At 72.7% G+C, this 16,967-nt stretch carries 18 protein-coding genes; 6 read left to right on the forward strand and 12 right to left on the reverse strand.

Going from position 1 to position 16,967, the window contains the following annotated elements:
* The first annotated feature begins 227 nt into the window (after positions 1-227).
* Positions 228-494, forward strand: coding sequence for a hypothetical protein (locus CFK41_RS18030; RefSeq protein WP_174705951.1), 267 nt, complete (start codon positions 228-230; stop codon positions 492-494).
* Between the two features lie 94 nt (positions 495-588).
* Here the strand turns inward: CFK41_RS18030 and CFK41_RS00080 are convergent, their stop codons facing one another.
* From CFK41_RS00080 to CFK41_RS00095, 4 genes are all read right to left on the reverse strand, one after another.
* Positions 589-1,269 (reverse strand): cation transporter, encoded by a 681-nt coding sequence (locus tag CFK41_RS00080; RefSeq protein WP_096797827.1) that lies wholly within the window; start codon positions 1,267-1,269, stop codon positions 589-591.
* Positions 1,260-1,595 carry an ArsR/SmtB family transcription factor gene (locus tag CFK41_RS00085; RefSeq protein ID WP_174705952.1) on the reverse strand — a complete coding sequence of 112 codons (336 nt, stop codon included), beginning with the start codon at positions 1,593-1,595 and terminating at the stop codon, positions 1,260-1,262. Before CFK41_RS00085 ends, CFK41_RS00080 begins: the two co-directional genes overlap by 10 nt.
* 39 nt (positions 1,596-1,634) lie before the next feature.
* Positions 1,635-2,297, reverse strand: a complete 663-nt coding sequence (locus tag CFK41_RS00090) for a carbonic anhydrase (RefSeq protein ID WP_096797829.1) — start codon at positions 2,295-2,297, stop codon at positions 1,635-1,637.
* Positions 2,298-2,405: 108 nt separating this feature from the next.
* A complete protein-coding gene (locus CFK41_RS00095) occupies positions 2,406-2,831 on the reverse strand; it encodes a VOC family protein (protein WP_096797830.1) in 426 nt (141 codons plus the stop codon).
* A 152-nt stretch (positions 2,832-2,983) separates the two neighbouring features.
* Here CFK41_RS00095 and CFK41_RS00100 point away from each other — a divergent pair, with 152 nt between their 5' ends.
* Complete coding sequence (locus CFK41_RS00100; RefSeq protein ID WP_096797831.1) at positions 2,984-5,017, forward strand: heavy metal translocating P-type ATPase; 2,034 nt, start codon at positions 2,984-2,986, stop codon at positions 5,015-5,017.
* Positions 5,018-5,064: 47 nt separating this feature from the next.
* Here CFK41_RS00100 and CFK41_RS00105 read toward each other — a convergent pair whose 3' ends face one another.
* Both CFK41_RS00105 and CFK41_RS00110 read right to left on the reverse strand, forming a co-directional pair.
* Positions 5,065-5,712, reverse strand: a complete 648-nt coding sequence (locus CFK41_RS00105; RefSeq protein WP_169928754.1) for an HAD family hydrolase — start codon at positions 5,710-5,712, stop codon at positions 5,065-5,067.
* A 17-nt stretch (positions 5,713-5,729) separates the two neighbouring features.
* The gene (locus CFK41_RS00110) at positions 5,730-6,713 is read right to left on the reverse strand and encodes a BadF/BadG/BcrA/BcrD ATPase family protein (RefSeq protein WP_096797833.1); all 984 of its coding nucleotides are present in this window, start codon (positions 6,711-6,713) and stop codon (positions 5,730-5,732) included.
* 82 nt (positions 6,714-6,795) lie between these two features.
* Between CFK41_RS00110 and CFK41_RS00115 the strand changes: the two genes are divergently transcribed.
* Entirely contained in the window at positions 6,796-9,261 is a 2,466-nt protein-coding gene (locus CFK41_RS00115) for a family 78 glycoside hydrolase catalytic domain (protein ID WP_169928755.1), read from the forward strand.
* Between the two features lie 59 nt (positions 9,262-9,320).
* Here the strand turns inward: CFK41_RS00115 and CFK41_RS00120 are convergent, their stop codons facing one another.
* Together CFK41_RS00120 and CFK41_RS00125 are read right to left on the reverse strand one after the other, a co-directional pair.
* Positions 9,321-10,508, reverse strand: coding sequence for an RNA polymerase sigma factor (locus CFK41_RS00120; protein ID WP_096797835.1), 1,188 nt, complete (start codon positions 10,506-10,508; stop codon positions 9,321-9,323).
* Positions 10,509-10,515: 7 nt separating this feature from the next.
* Positions 10,516-10,908 carry a YciI family protein gene (locus tag CFK41_RS00125; RefSeq protein ID WP_096797836.1) on the reverse strand — a complete coding sequence of 131 codons (393 nt, stop codon included), beginning with the start codon at positions 10,906-10,908 and terminating at the stop codon, positions 10,516-10,518.
* A gap of 183 nt (positions 10,909-11,091) precedes the next feature.
* Between CFK41_RS00125 and CFK41_RS00130 the strand changes: the two genes are divergently transcribed.
* Together CFK41_RS00130 and CFK41_RS00135 are read left to right on the forward strand one after the other, a co-directional pair.
* Positions 11,092-11,502 (forward strand): VOC family protein, encoded by a 411-nt coding sequence (locus CFK41_RS00130; protein WP_096797837.1) that lies wholly within the window; start codon positions 11,092-11,094, stop codon positions 11,500-11,502.
* A 28-nt stretch (positions 11,503-11,530) separates the two neighbouring features.
* A complete protein-coding gene (locus CFK41_RS00135) occupies positions 11,531-12,001 on the forward strand; it encodes a hypothetical protein (protein WP_096797838.1) in 471 nt (156 codons plus the stop codon).
* A gap of 2 nt (positions 12,002-12,003) precedes the next feature.
* On the opposite strand, the gene CFK41_RS00140 is transcribed toward CFK41_RS00135, so the two are convergent.
* A complete protein-coding gene (locus CFK41_RS00140; protein ID WP_096797839.1) occupies positions 12,004-12,297 on the reverse strand; it encodes a hypothetical protein in 294 nt (97 codons plus the stop codon).
* 206 nt (positions 12,298-12,503) lie between these two features.
* On the opposite strand from CFK41_RS00140, the gene CFK41_RS00145 reads away from it, so the two are divergent.
* Positions 12,504-13,760 carry a NupC/NupG family nucleoside CNT transporter gene (locus tag CFK41_RS00145; RefSeq protein ID WP_096797840.1) on the forward strand — a complete coding sequence of 419 codons (1,257 nt, stop codon included), beginning with the start codon at positions 12,504-12,506 and terminating at the stop codon, positions 13,758-13,760.
* Positions 13,761-13,764: 4 nt separating this feature from the next.
* On the opposite strand, the gene CFK41_RS00150 is transcribed toward CFK41_RS00145, so the two are convergent.
* The 3 genes from CFK41_RS00150 to CFK41_RS18075 all read right to left on the reverse strand — a co-directional run bounded on the left by CFK41_RS00150 (position 13,765) and on the right by CFK41_RS18075 (position 16,917).
* The gene (locus tag CFK41_RS00150; RefSeq protein ID WP_096797841.1) at positions 13,765-14,706 is read right to left on the reverse strand and encodes an aldo/keto reductase; all 942 of its coding nucleotides are present in this window, start codon (positions 14,704-14,706) and stop codon (positions 13,765-13,767) included.
* Positions 14,707-14,801: 95 nt separating this feature from the next.
* Positions 14,802-15,566: an isocitrate lyase/PEP mutase family protein gene (locus tag CFK41_RS00155; RefSeq protein ID WP_096797842.1), complete on the reverse strand. Its 765-nt coding sequence runs from the start codon at positions 15,564-15,566 to the stop codon at positions 14,802-14,804.
* 52 nt (positions 15,567-15,618) lie between these two features.
* Positions 15,619-16,917, reverse strand: coding sequence for an AAA family ATPase (locus CFK41_RS18075; protein WP_096797843.1), 1,299 nt, complete (start codon positions 16,915-16,917; stop codon positions 15,619-15,621).
* Positions 16,918-16,967 lie beyond the last annotated feature (50 nt).

Consider the following 16,967-nt stretch of genomic DNA (forward strand, 5'->3'; position numbering starts at 1 on the left):
GTTGCGGGACGGGGCTGCTGATGGGATCGCGGACGGGTGTCCGATTCGTGCTGATTGCCGCGAATGAGTGTTCTGACCTGGGATTCTGTCCTTCGAGGGGTGGCGTGGGGGTGAGAGAAGCGCCGTGCGACCTGCGTACTTGTGCTCCCCGTCACACGGTGCATAACGTTTTGGACACGCGCATGGAGCTCGCCGGTCTTCACCGGGATCACGATGGGAGTTCGATCATGACTGAGCAGAACGACTTCGGAAACCAGGACAACGAGCAGCAGGGCGGTGGCCAGGGCGGCTACGGCGACCAGCAGCAGGGTCAGCAGCAGGGCGGCGGTGACTTCGGAGGCGGCCAGCAGCAGGGTGGCGGCGACGTCGGCGGCGACTCCCAGCAGGGTGGTCAGCAGGGCGGCGGCTTCGGCGGCGACCAGCAGGGCAACGAGCAGTCGGCCGGTGGCTTCGACGGCCAGGACCAGGGCGGCTCGCAGCAGGGCGGCTTCTGATCCGCGGACTCTCATCCCGCGGTGCACCCGCGTGATCAGGCGGGGGACGGCCATCGGTCGTCCCCCGTCGTCGTGATGTGCGGTGCGCGAGCGGTCAGCAGCAGGAGCTGGGGCGGCTCTCCTGCTCCCCGGTGAGCGCGGAGAGCGGCTGCGCGCAGGTCTCGCCGCGCCAGGCCTCCCCTCCCTCCTTCACGGCGAAGGCGGCGATCACCAGTGCGGCCACGGCATCCGCCCATGCCCAGCCCAGCAGGCTGTTCGCGAGCAGCCCGAGCAGCACCGCTCCGGAGAGGTAGGAGCAGATCAGCGTCTGCTTCGAGTCGGCGACCGCGCTCGCCGAGCCGAGCTCCCGCCCGGTGCGTCGCTCGAACAGGGAGAACGCGGGCATGATCGCGACGCTCACCGCCGCCAGCGCGATGCCCACGGCGGAGTGCTCCGCCTCCGCAGCGCCCAGCAGCGATCGGAGCGCGTCGACGGTCACGAAGGCGGCGAGGCCGAAGAACGACAGGGCGATGACCTTGAGGGCGACCCGCTCCCGCCGGTGCGGATCCGGCGCGGCGAACTGCCAGGCCACGGCCGCTGCGGAGAGCACCTCCACGATCGAATCGAGGCCGAACCCGACCAGGGCGGCGGAGGAGGCGGCCCGCCCGGCGGTCAGGGCGATCACGGCCTCGAGCACGTTGTAGGTGATCGTCGCGGCGACCACCCATCGGATCCGGCGCTGCAGCAGCGCCCGGCGTTCGTCGGTGAGCGGCGGAGCGGTCGGCGTCACGCGCATCGGCACGCACCGGCCGAGCAGCAGTCGGGATCGACGATGAGCGTGAGCCGCATCAGGTCGCCGAGCGCGGCATCGAGATGCGGGTCGCTGAGCCGATAGCGGGTGTTGCGGCCCTCCTTCGCGCCGTCCACGAGGCCGCAGCCGCGCAGGCAGGCGAGATGGTTGGACAGCTTCTGGCGGGAGACGCCGAGTCCGTCGGCGAGCTCCGAGGGCAGGGCCGGGGCCTCGCGCAGGGCGAGGAGGATCCGGGCGCGCGTGGGGTCCGACAGGGCGTGCCCGAGCCGGGCGAGCGAGTCGGTGTGACTGGGCGTGACGGTCGCGAGCATGCCGCAACAATACAGCGAAAACTGTACTGTTGCGTCGCGTCAGCGGGTGACGTCGAGGCGGCCCACCCAGGAGATCGGGGAGACCCGGCCCTCCTCCAGCTGGTACTGGCAGCCCACGATGCCCAGCTCTCCGGCGGCGACCGCGTCGGAGATGACCGTCGACTGGCGCATCAGCGCATTGACCGTCTCGTCGAGGTGGCGGCGGCCCACGGCGTCGACATCGACCAGCGCGGGGTCCACGTAGGGGCTGACCTGCTGCGTGGCGAACCATTCCTGCTGGACGGCCGGGCGGATCTCCTCGAGCTCCTTGCGGATGGCCGGGGTGACCGCGCTGGGGGAGGCGGTGGTCTGGTCGATCGCGGCCTTCACCGCGCCGCAGGAGCCGTGGGCGAGCACCACGATCACCGCGACGCCGAGCTCGGCGACGGCGAACTCCATGGTCGCCACCGTGTTCTCGTTCGCGATCTGGCCGATGTTCCGCACCACGAAGAGGTCGCCCAGGCCGCAGTCGAAGAGGATCTCCGCGGCGACCCGCGAGTCCGAGCAGCCCAGGAACGCCGCGTTCGGCGCCTGTGCGGCACGCAGCTCGCTGCGTCGGGCGGCGCTCTGCTGAGGGTGGTCCAGATCTCCGGCCATGAAGCGCTCGTTCCCCTCGGCGAGGGCATCCCAGGCCTGCTGGACGGTGACGCGGGGAGAGGTCATGGTGAGGATCCTTCGGTAGGGGATGTGCTGTCGGGGGCCACAGCACACTACTCCCGGGACCTGGGTCGACCGGGGCGGCGTCCGCCTCCGTCCCGGCCGACGCGGAGATCAGGCCTCTGCGGGCGCGGAGATGTTCACCTGCCACACGATGCCGAAGCGGTCGGTGAAGGAGCCGTACACGTCGCCCCACATCTGCTTCTCGAGGGGCATCTGGACCGTGCCGCCCTCGGAGAGCTTCTCGTAGGCGCTGCGCAGCAGGGTCTCGTCGTCGCCCATCAGGGAGAGGGTGACGTTGGTGCCCGGGGTGTACGGGGCCATGCCCTCCATGACGTCGGAGACGTACAGCTTGATGAGGTCGGAGACCTCGAGGCTGCCGTGCATGATCTTGTCCGCGTTCGGATCGTCGGCCGGGAGCGCGCCGAACTCGCCGAAGGTCGCGAACTGCGGGATCGCGCCGAGCGCCCCGCCGTAGAACTCGAACGCCTCGCGGGCGTCGCCGTCGAAGTTGAGGTAGGGGTGGAGTCCTGCGGGCATGGTGTCCTCCTGGCTGTGGCACCGGCCTCCTGCCGGGCGCTCGCTGTGAGCGTAGACCGAGGCTCCGACGGGGAACACCCCTCTTGCGCACATACCCCTAGGGGGTATAGGTTCGTCGATCTCAACCCACCGCTCGGAAGAAGAGGTCGACCATGAGCCACGACCCCACGGCGCACACCTCCCACGAGGCCCACTCCGGACACGGCGATCACGTCGTGCAGTTCCGACGGCTGTTCTGGGTCATGCTCGTGCTCGCGCTTCCTGTGGTCGCCCTGAGTCCGATGGTCGGGCATCTGCTCGGGTACGCGGTCCCCACCACGGGCTGGGTCGCCTGGGTGCCCCCGGTGCTCGGCACCGTCCTCTACCTGTGGGGCGGTCGGCCGTTCCTCGTCGGAGCGGTCGCGGAGATCCGCTCCCGTCGCCCCGGGATGATGCTGCTCATCGGCCTCGCCCTCACCGTCGCCGCGATCTCCTCCTGGGGCGCCGCCCTCGGCCTGCTCGACGCGCAGCTCGAGTTCTGGTGGGAGCTCGCGCTGCTGGTGGTGATCATGCTGCTGGGGCACTGGATCGAGATGCGCTCCCTCGCGCGGACCACCTCGGCTCTCGACTCCCTCGCCGCCCTGCTGCCGGACAGGGCGGAGAAGGTCGTGGGGGACGAGGTCGTCACGGTCGCGCCCTCCGAGCTCGCCGTCGGCGATCAGGTGCTCGTGCGCCCCGGGGGTGCGGTCCCTGCCGACGGGCTGATCCGCGACGGCGCGGCCAGCATGGACGAATCGATGATCACCGGGGAGTCCTCGACCGTGCGGCGCGAGACCGGTGACCGCGTGGTCGCCGGCACCGTCGCGACCGACTCGGGCCTGCGGATCGAGGTGGACGCCGTGGGGGAGGACACCGCCCTCGCCGGCATCCGCGCCCTCGTCGCCGAGGCGCAGGGATCGTCCTCGCGGGCCCAGCGCCTGGCGGACACCGCGGCCGGCTGGCTGTTCTGGTTCGCGCTCGGAGCCGCGATCCTCACCGTCGTGGTCTGGCTGCTCCTGGGGCGACCTGATCAGGCGGTGATCCGTGCGATCACCGTGCTGGTGATCGCCTGCCCCCACGCCCTCGGGCTCGCCATCCCCCTGGTGGTCTCCCTCGCCACCGAGCGCGCCGCCCGCGGCGGCGTCCTGGTGACGGACCGGCTCGCCCTCGAGCAGATGCGCACCGTGGACGCCGTCCTGTTCGACAAGACCGGCACCCTCACCCGCGGCGAGCCCGCCGTGACCGGGGTCGAGGCCGGGTCGCGGGGCACCGAGACAGAGCTTCTCGCCCTCGCCGCCTCCGTCGAGGCCTTCAGCGAGCACCCGCTCGCGCACGCGATCGTCCGCGCCGCCGAGGAGCGCGGGATCGCTGTGCGGCCCGGAGCGGAGTTCAGCTCGGCGCCGGCGGTCGGGGTGCGAGCGGAGGTCGACGGAAGGGTCGTAGAGGTGGGTGGTCCCCATCTTCTCGAGCAGCACGGCGCCGACGAGCTGGCCGCGGTCCAGCCCTGGCACGAGGAGGGCGCGACCGTCCTCCATGTCCTCGCCGACGGCGAGGTCGTCGGCGCCCTGCGCCTGGTGGACGAGGTCCGCCCCGAGTCCCACGACGCCGTCGCCGCACTGCACGCGCAGGGCGTGCAGGTCGTCATGGTCACGGGCGATGCCCGGGCCGTCGCCGAGAGCGTCGCCGACGAGCTCGGCATCGACCGCGTGATCTCCGGGGTGCGCCCCGAGGACAAGGCGCGGACGGTCGCCGAGCTGCAGGGGGAAGGTCTTCGGGTCGCCATGGTCGGCGACGGCGTGAACGACGCGCCCGCTCTCGCCCGGGCCGATGTCGGCCTCGCGATCGGCGCCGGGACCGACGTCGCGATCGGCTCCGCAGGCGTGGTGCTCGCCTCCTCCGACCCGCGGTCCGTGCTCTCCGTGCTCCAGCTCTCCCGCGCCGCCTACCGGAAGATGCGCCAGAACCTGTGGTGGGCCGCCGGGTACAACCTGCTCTCCGTGCCGCTGGCCGCAGGGGTGCTGGCGCCCGTCGGGTTCGTGATGCCGATGAGCGTGGGGGCGCTGCTGATGTCCGCCTCCACGGTGGTGGTGGCGATGAACGCTCAGATGCTGCGCCGACTGGATCTGCGGCCGGGGGTGAGCGCGGAGCGGATCGTCCGGCGAGGGTGACGAAGTGGGGGAATGGAGGCGTGATTCCCCCGTGTCCGTCCCGCTCGCTAGCGGGCGCCCTCGCTCTCCAGGATCAGGTCGAGCACCTCGAGGGTGGAGGGGGCCTGGACGGTCGGCGGCTCGCCGAACACCCAGGCCTGGCCGTGGCTCACCCAGCCGGTGCGGCAGCCGGCCACCTGCCCGCCGTGGATGTCCGCGGTGGCGCGGTCCCCGACCATCCAGGGCGGCTGCTCGGCCTGGAGGCCCTCCCATGCGGCGTGGAAGATCTCCGTCGCGGGCTTCTTCGCGCCGACCGCTTCGGAGATCACCACCCGGTCGATCACGGCCTCGAGGCCGCTCACCTGCATCTTCCGGGACTGCTGGTCGACTCGTCCGTTGGTGACGACCACCAGCGTCCATCCCTGCTCCCGGAGCTCGGCGAGCTTCTCGAGCACGCCGTCGTAGCACCGCACGCGCCCGGCATGACCGTGCAGGAGCGTCTGGACGAGCTCGTCGCGGGTCGCGGTCAGGTCGAGCCTCTCGAGGAGGCCGTCGGCGAGGACCGCCCGATGCGTGTACCCGTGGCCGTCGGTCTCGAGGAGCCAGCGCAGGTCGGCTTCCGTGCCCCCGTGGGCGGGGACGAACTCCGCCGCCCAGTCGGCGAAGGCGCCGTCACGGTCCACCAGCGTGTTGTCGAGGTCGACGAGGAGCAGCATCGGGGGAGGCGCGGGCGTCATGCGGCGAGCCGCTCGATGATCGCGTCGTCCACGTCGATGCCGACCGCTTCGAGGGCGAGGATCGCCGCCCCGCCGAGGGGTGCGAGCCGCGAGGGGACCATCTCGAGGATGCCCGGCGCGGCCTCGGGCAGGAGGTGTTCGAGCCGGTCGTGGAAGCTCGGGGCGTCCGCGAGGGAGCCTGTGCAGGCCACGGGCACCGGATGGGGCCCGGCCGACGGGGCGAGCAGGCGCACGCCGCGGGCGGTGCGGGCGGCCAGGTCGTCGAGGGCGCGACCGGCGAGGGCGGAGTGCTCGCCCAGCGCCGTGACCTGGGGAGCGAAGTCTCCGTAGGAGCGCTTGACGGTGTTGCGATGGGTCGAGGAGCGGGCGAGGACGGCCTCGTGGAGCGCCGGGACGTCCGCCGCGCCGAAGTGCTCCAGGGTGGCGGCCAGCAGCGGATCCGTCGGGGAGCAGTCACCTATGAGGATCTGCTGGACGACGTCGTGCACAAGATGCCTCGCCGCCCCGGCGTAGTGCTCCAGCTGCCCGCTCTCGGTCTCGCCGCCCGCCTCGTCGATCGCGAGGATCATCGAGCCGGTGCCGGCGACCACCACGATGCCCGGCCGCCCCGACAGCGCCCCGCGATGGGCGATGACGGCGTCGTTGACGACGACCTTCGGGCAGGTCAGACCCGGGGCGTCGACCAGCGCCGCCGTGCGGGCGTTGTCCCCGCCGTCCTGGTTCGACCCGGTGCGGACGAACCCGGCGATGCCCGCGGCGAGGGCCACGGCGCCTGCCGGATCGAGCCCGCCGTCCTCGAGCGATCGGGCGATGGCGTTGTGGATGTTCTCGGCGGCGTCGTCGTTGTGATGCGGGGCCCCGCCCCCGCCGACGGCCGCCGCGAGCCGCGTCCCGTCGAGCGCGAAGCAGCCCACGCGCGTGTGCGTGCCGCCCGCGTCGATGCCGATCACGAACTCCTGCTGCGGGGCGCTCTGCGTCATGACCGTGAACCTAGCAGCGGCCCGCCCCTGCGCCGCTGCTAGCCTCCTGCTCGTGTCGTCGCGAGCGAAGGAGCTGCGTCCGATGGACTCCACCACCCGTCCCGGCGGTCTGCTGATGAACCTGCAGGAGCACGCTGTGGGCGTAGACGCCTCCGCGCTCCGGTGCTCCTGGATCGTCCCGATGCTGGGCGACGCGCAGCAGCGCAGGTACCGCCTGCAGATCGCCGACGAGCCGACCTGCGCCGACCCGCTCTGGGACTCGGGCAGCGTGCTCTCCGCGGAATCCGCCGGCGTGCTGATCCAGGACCTGCCGCTGCAGCCCTCGACGCCGTACTGGTGGCGGGTGCAGGTCGACACCTCCGAGCGCGGCGACTGGTCCCACGTCGCGCCCTTCACGACGGCGCCGTGCCAGTGGCCGGCGACCCCGATCTGGGCCGAGGACGGCGCCGACTGGGCCCTGCTGCGCACCGAGATCGACCTGCCCGTGACCCCGATCCGGGCCGCCTTCGTGGAGGCCGTCGGGCTGTCCCCGGAAGGCGGGCCGAGCGAGGACGGGCCCCGCGGAGGTCGCCAGCACGTCTACAAGCTCTGGGTGAACGGCCAGGTCATCGGCTTCGGCAGCGTGCGCAGCCAGGACGACCATCCGCGGCTGCACACCCACCACCTCGACGATGCGCTGCGGCCGGGGCCCAATGCCCTGGCGGTCCTGGCCTGGGCGCAGGAGGGCCGTCAGTTCGCCGCCCGCCTCGTGGGCGTCCTCGAGGACGGCACCCGGATCGAGCACCTGACCTCGCCGGAGACCTGGCGCGCACTGCCCGGGAACGGCCTGCTGCCGGGGGAGCGGAGCATCGAGGGGTTCTGGTACCACGCCCCCGCCGAGGACTGGGACCTGCGCGAGGAGCCCGTCGGCTGGACGGCACGCGGCTTCGACGACGCGGGGTGGGCGGCGGCATCGGCCGCGGCGGCGCTGCCTGCGCAGCCGTCACCGGCGATCGTGTCGCTCGGGCAGACGGGCGGCGAACGGGCGCGGCTGGAGCCCGTCGGCCCCGGAGCCTGGCGGTTCGACCTGGGCCGGGAGGTCGTCGGCGGGCTGCACGTGCGCTGCCGGGCGAGCGACGGGGCGCGGCTCGCCGTGCACCTCGGCGAGCAGCGCGAGGCCGACGGACGGGTGATCTCCACGATGCCCACCGGGAACGTCTACGAGGAGACGTGGACCCTGCGCGGCGGCGAGCAGGAGATCGAGCACTGGGGCTACCGCGCCTTCCGCCACGGGGAGCTGCGGGTGCTCTCCGGGTCGGTCGAGGGCCTGGAGGTCACGCCCACGATCCTCAGCAGCGGGACGCACCACACCGGCGCCTTCGCCTCCTCCGGCCCCGAGCTGGACCGGGTGCACGAGATGTGCCGGTACTCGATCGAGGCCACCGCCCTGGACCTCTATCTCGACACCCCGGCCCGCGAGCGCGGGCCGTACGAGGGCGACGCCTTCGTCAACCAGCTCTCCCAGTACGCGTGCGAGCGCAGCTACGCGCTGGCCCGGGTCTCGAACCAGTACCTCACGCGTCGGCCCACCTGGCCGGCCGAGTACCACCTCATGCCGGTGCTCGTGGCCTGGGAGGACTACCTCGCCACCGGGGACGACGCCCAGCTGCGCACCGACCTGGAGCTCTGGCGCGGCGCCAACCACGACCGACATCTCGGGGCCGACGATCTGCTGCACAAGGACCCCCGCCCCTCCAGCGACTGGGGCGCCGACCTCGTGGACTGGCCGCAGACCTGCCGCGACGACTACGAGTTCACCGAGGTGAACACCGTGCTGAACGCCTTCCAGACCGCGGCGCACCAGGCGCTCGCCAGGATCTGCGCGGTGCTGGGCCGGGACGGCGAGGCGAAGCGCCATGCCGCGCTCGCCGAGCGGATGCGCGCCGCGATCGAGGCGCACCTGGTGCGGGAGGACGGCCTCTACCGCGACGGGCTCGGCACCGAGCACTCGGCCCAGCACGCGAGCGCGATCCCGGTGGCGCTGGGCCTCGCCCCGGCCTCCCGCCATGACGTGCTCGGCGAGGCGCTGGCCGCCGGCGGCATGCGGATGAGCGTGTACGGCGCGCAGTTCCTGCTGGACGCGCTGTTCACCCTGGGCCGCGCCGACGAGGCGCATGCGCTGATGACCTCCCGCGGGCAGCGCGGCTGGCTGCACCTGCTCGATGACCTGGGCGCGAGCATCGTCCCCGAGGCCTGGGACCCCTCGCTCAAGCCCAACATGACCTACTCCCACGCCTGGGGCACGGCGCCCGTGAACGTCATCGCCCGGCACGTGCTCGGGGTGCGGGCCGTGGCGCCGGGAGCGGCACGGCTCGAGATCACCCCGCAGCCGGGGCCGCTGACGTGGATGGAGGGCACGGTGCCCACGATCCGCGGCGATGTGCGGGTCCGGTACGACCGGGAGGAGGGCGCGCTCGAGGTGCGGATCCCGGCGAACACCACGGCGCGTGTGCGGTGCGGCGACGTGGAGCGGGAGGTCGGGCCCGGGGTGACGCGTCTGGGTCTCTGAGAGCGGGCTCGGCGGCCTCGAACCGGCAGGGGCTCCCGTCTCCCGCTGAGCGCTCGACCTCAGGTCGTTCCGGCCGCCGCCGCGAGGCGCAGCAGGTAGCGCTGCTCGGGGAGGCTGCGGGTGGCGTCGGCCGCGCGGAGGAACGCCTCGCGGGCGGCGTCGTCCCGGCCCAGTCGGGCCAGCAGGTGCCCCTCGACGGCGTCGTGGCGGTGGGTCCGCCCGTCGGCCGTGGCGAGGAGGTTCAGGCCGGCCTGCGGGCCCTGCACCTCGGCCGTCGCGACGGCGAGGCCGAGCCGCACCGACGGCGTGGGCTCCACCTGCTCGAGCATCCGGTACAGCTCCAGGATCTGCGGCCAGTCCGTCGCCTCGCCCGTCGGCGCCTCGGCGTGGACGGCGGCGATGGCCGCCTGCAGCTGGAAGGGGCCGACGGGCCCCACCGGCAGCACCTCCTCCAGCAGGGAGACTCCCTCCGCGATCAGGGTGGTATCCCACAGCGAGCGGTCCTGCTCCAGCAGCGGCACGATCTCCCCGGCCCCGTCGCGGCGGGCAGCGGCCCGGGCGTGGGTGAGCAGCAGCAGGGCCAGCAGCCCGGCGCTCTCCGGCTCGTCGGGACCGGCGGCGCGGACCGCGCGGGCGAGCCGCACCGCGCCCTCGCCGAGCTCGGCGAGGGCGTGCTCCTGGGAGTACATCGAGGCGACGACGTGCCGCACCGCGTGCAGGCGGCGCGGCAGCTCCTGGGGACGGGGCGGGGCGAAGCGGGCCCCGTGCGCGCGCAGGGTGGCCTTCGCGCGGCTGATCCGCTGCGCCATCGTCGACTCCGGCACGAAGAAGCACTCGGCGACCTCCGCCGTGCGCAGCCCGGCGACCGCCCGCAGCATCAGCGCGGTCTGCGAGGCGGGGCTCAGCGCCGGATGCGCGCACAGCACGAGCAGGCCCAGCAGGTCCTCGCCCGCGCTCGTCGGCTCCGGCCCGTCGGCCCCGTGCAGCGGCTCCTCCAGCCGGAACGCCCGCTCCTCCCGTGCCCGACGGGAGGCGTCCGAGCGCACCGCATCCACGAGGCGGCGGGTCGCGACCGTGCGCAGCCAGGCCCGGGGTTCCTCGGGAAGCCCCTCGCGCGGCCACTGCTCGGCGGCGGCGAGCAGGGCGAGCTGCACCGCGTCCTCGCAGGCGGCGAGGTTCCCGCTGCGCCGCAGCAGCGCGGCCAGGACGTGCGGCGCCTCGCGGCGCCACACGTCCTCGAAGGGCACGCCCGGCTCAGGATTCGTCGGGACCCTCGCTCATCACGGGGCGGAGCTCCACCGTCTCGCCGCGCGCCCCGAACAGGGCCGCGATCTCCTCGGCGCGCTCCTGGGTCTCGGTGTCCACGAGGAAGAACCCGGCCAGGTGCTCGCGGCCCTCGGCGTAGGGGCCGTCGACCACGATCTTCTGATCGCCCTTCCAGCGGAACAGCCGCGAGGCGGTGGGGGAGGCGAGCGCCTCGGCGTGGACCAGCTCGCCGCGGTCGATGACCTCGGCGAAGCCCTCGTCGAACGCACGATTGCCGGCCTCGCGCTCCTCGGCGGGGAGGGCCTGGTGCTCCGGGAGGTAATCGGGCGTGGGGTGGCCCCACGGCTGCGGATTCGAGTGGATCAGGATGACGTACTTCATGGTCGCTCCTCAGCGGTTCGGCAGTGGCGGCGGGGTGCCTCCATGACGTGGTCGGAGCTGCGGCCCGGTTCTCGACATGGGTGTGGACAGGATCTGCCCACGTGCGTGAGGATGGGTCGCAGCATGCGCCCGAGAGTAGGCCCCGGCGGGCTCCGCCGGGGAGGTTCGGGCGAGGAGGCTCCGATGACGTACCCCGTGCTCAGCTGCACCGCGCTCGACGCCCGCGACCCGCGAGCCCTCGCGGAGTTCTACCGCGAGCTGCTGGGCCTGCACTACCGCCCCGGTGACGAGGTCCCGCCGCCGCCGGCGCCCGACGACACCGACTGGATCGTGCTGCTCGACGCGGAGGAGCACCGGGTCCTCGCCGTGCAGGGAAAGCCGGAACTCCGTCCCTCCACTTGGCCGAGCGAGGAGATCCCCATGCAGCTGCACATGGACTTCCGGGTGCCCGACGCCGCCGAGCTCGAGACCCAGCGCGCGCGGGCCGAGGCCCTCGGGGCCACGCCGCTCATGGACCGCAGCCACGACCCCGACGAGCCGCTCCACGTGATGGGCGACCCCGAAGGCCACCCGTTCTGCCTGCTGGTGGGCTGACCAGCCCGCCCCTGAGGAAAGGTCTGCCATGACCGACCCCGCACAGATCCTCGCCGCCGCCCATCACGTGCTGCTGCACAACTGGCCCTCCACCGATGTGCCCCACACCCTCGCCCGCGCAGGGTTCGCCGTGACCGTCTTCGGCGGTCCCGCTCCGGACGACGTCTCGGAGACGGAGCTGGTCGACGGGGAGATCGTCGACCGCCGGACCGGGGTGAGGCCGGAATCGGCCGACATCCTGTACGTCTATCCCTGGCCCGGCTTCGAGCTCGAGCGGGATCTGCCGGGCGTGGCCCGCACCGCCCGCGAGCTCGGCGCCGGGACGCTCTGGTTCCAGTCCGCGCTCGCCGCGGACGGCTCGCAGGACGACCACGGCACCTGGGTGCCCGAGGACGAGGCTGCGCGGATCGACGAGATCGCCGACGCGGAGGGTCTGGCCGTGGTCCCGGAGGCCTACATCGCCGACGTCGCGCGCGGGCTCGCGCCGGGACAGGGCTGAGCTCAGCCGCCCAGCAGGGGCCCCAGGTCGCCGTTGAGGACGGCGACGCCCACGCCGGTCGCCAGGAGCACCACGAGGGCGATGATCCAGCCGATCATCGCGAGCACGTTCAGGAAGATGCCCCAGCCGGCGCGGCCGCGGGCCATCGGCTCGCTCCCGCGCGAGGAGATTCCGAGGATCAGGCCGATGACCGGGGCGATGAGCACCCATCCCGCCAGGAGGGAGCAGACGCCGAGGAGCAGGCTCGCGGTGCCCTTGCCGGTGCCGTGGTGGGTGATCGTGCCGTAGGTGGTCACGGGTGGGATCCCTTCGTCGTGATGTGCTTCCCGTCCGGAGTTCCCGGCGGATGTCAGCATCGTAGGAAGGGCGCTGCACCCTGCGGATCCTCCTGCGGGATGGACCCGGTCCCCCTCAGGGTGGACAGCTGGTGCCGGGCGTCGCCTGCGGCCGACGGGTAGGGTGACCGCCGCCGGATCCCGCCCCGGCAGGAAAGAGAATCCTGGTGTACCTCGCACTGAACATCCTCGGCGTCGCCGTCTTCCTCGCGCTCGGCTGGCTGTTCTCCAAGAACCGTCGGGCCATCCGCTGGAAGTCCGTGGGGCTCATGGTGGCGCTGAACGCCGTCATCGCCTGGTTCCTCACGAGCTTCCCCGTCGGCCGTGCCGCGGTGCGTGCCGCGGCGGAGGGCTTCGCGTGGCTCGTCGACGTCTCCTACGAGGGCATCAGCTTCGCCCTGCAGGACTGGGTGGGCCCCACGGGCGTCGACCCCGAGCCGGTGAACTTCGTGGTCAGCGCACTGCTGCCGATCCTGCTGATCGTCCCGCTGTTCGACATCCTCAGCTACCTCGGCGTGCTGCCCTTCGTGATCCGCTGGGTGGGCCGCGGACTGAGCTTCGTGACCCGGCAGCCGCGGTTCGAGACCTTCTTCGCCGTGGAGATGATGTTCCTCGGCAACACCGAGGCGCTCGCCGTCTCCCGTGCGCAGCTGAAGCACATGTCCCCGCAGCGCACCGTCACGATCGCGATGATGTCGATGAGCTGCGTGACCGCCGCGCTGATCGGTGCCTACACACAGCTGGTCCCCGCGGAGTTCGTGCTCACCGCCGTGCCGCTGAACTGCATCAACGCTCTGCTCATGGCGAGCCTGCTGTTCCCCGTCGAGGTTCCCGCCGAGGAGGACGTGATCGTCGGCGTGGGCACCGTCGAGGCCGACGTCGACGCGGAGCCGGATGCCGAGCCGGCGGGGAAGCCGGAGCGGGAGCCGTTCTTCTCCTTCCTCGGCGACTCGATCCTGGGCGCGGGCCGGATCGTGCTCATCGTGCTCGCGAACGTCATCGCCTTCGTGGCGCTCGCGGCGCTCGTGAACCAGCTGCTGGGCCTCCTCCACTCGGGACTGTCGCTGCAGGCGATCCTCGGCGTCGTGCTCTTCGTCCCGGCGATGCTGCTGGGGCTGGACCCGGCCACGGCGACCGAGGTCTCCCAGATGATGGGCCTCAAGCTCGTCACCAACGAGTTCGTGGTGATGGGGCAGATCACCGGGGACGTCGGCGGCTACGACCGTCACCATCAGGCGGTGCTGACGGTGTTCCTGACGTCCTTCGCGAACCTCTCCACAGTGGGCATGATCATCGGCGCCTTCAAGGGCCTCGTGGACCGCGAGAAGAACGAGCTGATCTCCCGCAACGTGGGCAGGATGCTGCTCGCCGGCGTGCTCGTCTCGCTGCTCTCCGCCGCCCTGGTGGGCGTGTTCGTCTGGTGACCGGTCACCAGGCGTAGGCCTCCGGGGCCGCGCCGCCGGGGCCGGGGAAGATCTGGTCGATCGCGGCGAGGTCCTCGTCGGTGAAGGTGATGTCGAAGGCGCCGAGCGCTGAGTCCAGCTGTTCCATGGTGCGGGGGCCGATGATCGGGCCGAGAACCCCGGGCCGGTGCAGCAGCCAGGCCAGCGCCGCCTGACCGGGCGCGAGGTCGCGCCCGGTGCAGAACGCCTCCCACTGCGTCAGCTGCTCGGTGGGCTCGGCGCTGCCGCGGCGCACGCCGTCGCTCGAGCGGCCGCCCAGCTTCCCGCCGGCCAGCGGCGACCACGGGATCACGCCCATCCCGTAGTGCTCGGCCGCGGGCAGCACCTCGAGCTCGATCTCGCGCGACAGCAGGTTGTACAGCGACTGCTCGGAGACCAGGCCCAGGGAGTGGCGGGCACGGGCGGACTCGTTGGCCTGCGCGAGGTGCCAGCCGGCGAAGTTCGAGGAGCCGACGTAGCTGACCTTCCCCTGCGCGACCAGCAGGTCCATCGCCTGCCAGATCTCCTCCCAGGGCGCGGAGCGGTCCACGTGGTGCATCTGGTAGAGGTCGATGTGGTCGGTCTGCAGGCGGCGCAGCGAGGCATCGACCGCGCGGCGGATGTTCAGGGCGGAGAGCCCGCGGTCGTTCGCGCCGGGCCCCATCTCGCCGTACACCTTCGTGGCCAGCACGATCTGATCGCGCGTGCCGGTGCGGGCCAGCCAGCGGCCCACGATCTCCTCGGTGCGGCCCTTCTTCCCTTCCCCGCCGTACACGTTCGCGGTGTCGAAGAAGGTCACGCCCTGCTCGAGAGCGTGGTCCATGATCGCGAAGGCGTCCTCCTCCGCGGTGTGAGGGCCGAAGTTCATGGTGCCGAGGACGAGCCGGGAGACGGTCGCTCCGGTGCGTCCGAGCTGAGCATGCTGCATGGGGTGCGCTCCTCGCGTCGCGGCGGCCGGGATCAGGAGATCGCGGTCCGCCGCGGGAAAGCGTACGTCCGGCGAGGGGCGGTGACCAGAGGTTCTCAGCGCCAGGCCTTCGTGACCTCCGCGAGGTGGTCGGCGAGGGCGGCCTGGAGCAGCGGCCCGTAGCTGACGCGACGCACGCCCAGCTCGGTGAGCCGGGCGAGGTCGAGGCCGTCCGGGATCGCGCCGTTCACCGGATGGGCGGTGACGTTCAGCGGAGTGCTGACGGCGGCGAGCAGGGCCTCGAGCGTTGCCACGTCCGGCACGCCGACGGGGTACAGCGAGTCGGCACCGGCCTTCTCGAGCAGGGTCAGGCGGGTGATCGCCTCGGCCAGGCGGTCCGGGATCTCCTCGTCGGTTGAGAACACGTCGGTGCGTCCGTTGATGACCAGGTGCACCCCGGCCGCGTCGGCCCCGCGACGGATCCCGGCGATGTAGTCGGCGTGCTCCTCGGCACCGCGCAGCCGGCCCTCGGAGTGGACGGTGTCCTCGATGTTGAGGCCCACCGCGCCGGCCTCGAGCACGCGCCCGGCGAGCTCCGCCGGATCGGCGCCGTAGCCGGACTCCATGTCGGCGGAGACCGGGACCTCCACGGAGGCCGTGATCCGGGCGATGCCCTCGAGCGCCTGGTCCAGGCTCATGCCCTCGCCGTCGGCGGCTCCCACGGCGTTGGCCAGCGGATGGCTGCCGATGGTCAGCGCCTCGAAGCCGGCGGAGACCGCGGCCTGGGCGGACCAGACGTCCCACACGGTGGGCAGCACCACCGGGGTCGAACGATGGTGGAGGGCGAGAAGGGATTCGGCGCGTTCGCTCAGTGAGGTCATGAGGCCATCACACTCGCGTTCCCCGGGGCGGTCAAGGGGTGCGGGGCCGTGGTCAGAGCCGCTGCGGCGGGTCGAACAGTGCGAGCTCCTCGGGCGTCGGCCGCTCGAAGGCGGCGCGATAGCCGGCGAGGTGCTCGCGGGTGAGCGGCGGATCCTCCGCGCCACGGGCGCTGATGCGTCGCCAGAGCTCCTCGTCCTCGGCATCGAGGACGATCAGCTCGACGCGGGCGCCGAGGGCCCGGGCGTCCTCGCGCAGGCGGTCGCGCTCGCCCCGCCCCCAGGTGCCCCATTCGATGACCACGTCCGCTCGCTGCTCGAGCAGCTCCTGGCCGATCTGCCACTGCAGCTGCTCGATGCGCTCGCGCAGGCCCTCGTCCCACAGGGAGACGCCGAGCCGGGCCATCCAGTCGTCGGGGCTGAGGCGCATCGCGCCCGTGGCCTCGACGATCGCGTCCGCGGCGGAGGTCTTCCCGCTGCCGGGGAGGCCGCACACGATCGTCAGCGTGGGCTGCGTGGACCGCCGGGGCCGAGCTCGCAGCGCCCGCACCTGGTCGAGCCAGCCGATGCCCAGCAGCTCGCCGTCCGGCAGGGAGTCCTCGCGGTCCCAGCGCCAGGTCGTCGCGATCGCGCGGGACAGGATCCGGCAGTCCGCGAGCAGCTCGGCGTCCACTCCCGGATAGTGCTCGGCGACCTGCGCCGGGGCATGCGCGAGATCGAACTCGACCGGGCCGGAGCAGCAGGTCTCGAGGTCGATGAACAGCGGTCCGCCCGGGGTGTCCAGGAGGTTGCCCGGATGCGGCTCGCCGTGGAGGGGCTGCTGGGTACCGCTGCGGCTGATCCTGCCGCCGAGCTCGCGCAGGGCGTCGCGCAGGGCGGCGCGGTCCGGGTCGGTCAGGCGCGGGGTGCGCTCGGGGTCCTCGAGGAGGTCGAGGGCGGAGGTGACGCGGTGGGAGAACGGGGGGACCTCGAGCTGGGCCTCGCGCATCGCGGCGTGGAGGCGCACGAAGGCGTCGGCGTACTCCTCGGGCGGCAGCTCCGGGCGCGGGTTCGACGGGAGGTGGCTCCACAGGGTGATCTCGAATCCGTCCCGGAGGTGCACCTGCGGCGGGACGCGCGGATCGAGCGGGCCGACGGGGGCTCCGGCTTCCAGCAGCCTCAGCGCCCGGTCGACCTCGACCTGCGACCCGCCCAGCTCCGCAGGCCCGATGCGGGCGACGAGGTCGCAGGGCAGCAGACGCGCGGTGAGCCGGTTGGAGTCGTGGAGGTCGACGACCTCGTCGGCCGCGAGCCCGAAGGAGCGCACGAGGTCGGCGGCGGCGAGTCGGGCGCGGGCGGCCGCAGCGGGATGCATCGTTCGACAGTAGGGCCGCAATGGTGTCCCGACAATCGAATTCGCGGCGG

The sequence above is a fragment of the Brachybacterium ginsengisoli genome, assembly GCF_002407065.1.
GTDB classification, from domain to species: Bacteria; Actinomycetota; Actinomycetes; order Actinomycetales; family Dermabacteraceae; genus Brachybacterium; species Brachybacterium ginsengisoli.

Bases quoted from the DNA above. Each gene is read 5' to 3' on its own strand.
- CFK41_RS00115 (WP_169928755.1), top strand. From the start codon at position 6,796: ATGGACTCCACCACCCGTCCCGGCGGTCTGCTGATGAACCTGCAGGAG.
- CFK41_RS00150 (WP_096797841.1), bottom strand. From the start codon at position 14,706: ATGCAGCATGCTCAGCTCGGACGCACCGGAGCGACCGTCTCCCGGCTC.
- CFK41_RS18075 (WP_096797843.1), bottom strand. From the start codon at position 16,917: ATGCATCCCGCTGCGGCCGCCCGCGCCCGACTCGCCGCCGCCGACCTC.
- CFK41_RS00110 (WP_096797833.1), bottom strand. From the start codon at position 6,713: ATGACGCAGAGCGCCCCGCAGCAGGAGTTCGTGATCGGCATCGACGCG.
- CFK41_RS00080 (WP_096797827.1), bottom strand. From the start codon at position 1,269: ATGCGCGTGACGCCGACCGCTCCGCCGCTCACCGACGAACGCCGGGCG.
- CFK41_RS00125 (WP_096797836.1), bottom strand. From the start codon at position 10,908: ATGAAGTACGTCATCCTGATCCACTCGAATCCGCAGCCGTGGGGCCAC.
- CFK41_RS00085 (WP_174705952.1), bottom strand. From the start codon at position 1,595: ATGCTCGCGACCGTCACGCCCAGTCACACCGACTCGCTCGCCCGGCTC.
- CFK41_RS00155 (WP_096797842.1), bottom strand. From the start codon at position 15,566: ATGACCTCACTGAGCGAACGCGCCGAATCCCTTCTCGCCCTCCACCAT.
- CFK41_RS00090 (WP_096797829.1), bottom strand. From the start codon at position 2,297: ATGACCTCTCCCCGCGTCACCGTCCAGCAGGCCTGGGATGCCCTCGCC.
- CFK41_RS18030 (WP_174705951.1), top strand. From the start codon at position 228: ATGACTGAGCAGAACGACTTCGGAAACCAGGACAACGAGCAGCAGGGC.
- CFK41_RS00095 (WP_096797830.1), bottom strand. From the start codon at position 2,831: ATGCCCGCAGGACTCCACCCCTACCTCAACTTCGACGGCGACGCCCGC.
- CFK41_RS00100 (WP_096797831.1), top strand. From the start codon at position 2,984: ATGAGCCACGACCCCACGGCGCACACCTCCCACGAGGCCCACTCCGGA.
- CFK41_RS00105 (WP_169928754.1), bottom strand. From the start codon at position 5,712: ATGCTGCTCCTCGTCGACCTCGACAACACGCTGGTGGACCGTGACGGC.
- CFK41_RS00130 (WP_096797837.1), top strand. From the start codon at position 11,092: ATGACGTACCCCGTGCTCAGCTGCACCGCGCTCGACGCCCGCGACCCG.
- CFK41_RS00135 (WP_096797838.1), top strand. From the start codon at position 11,531: ATGACCGACCCCGCACAGATCCTCGCCGCCGCCCATCACGTGCTGCTG.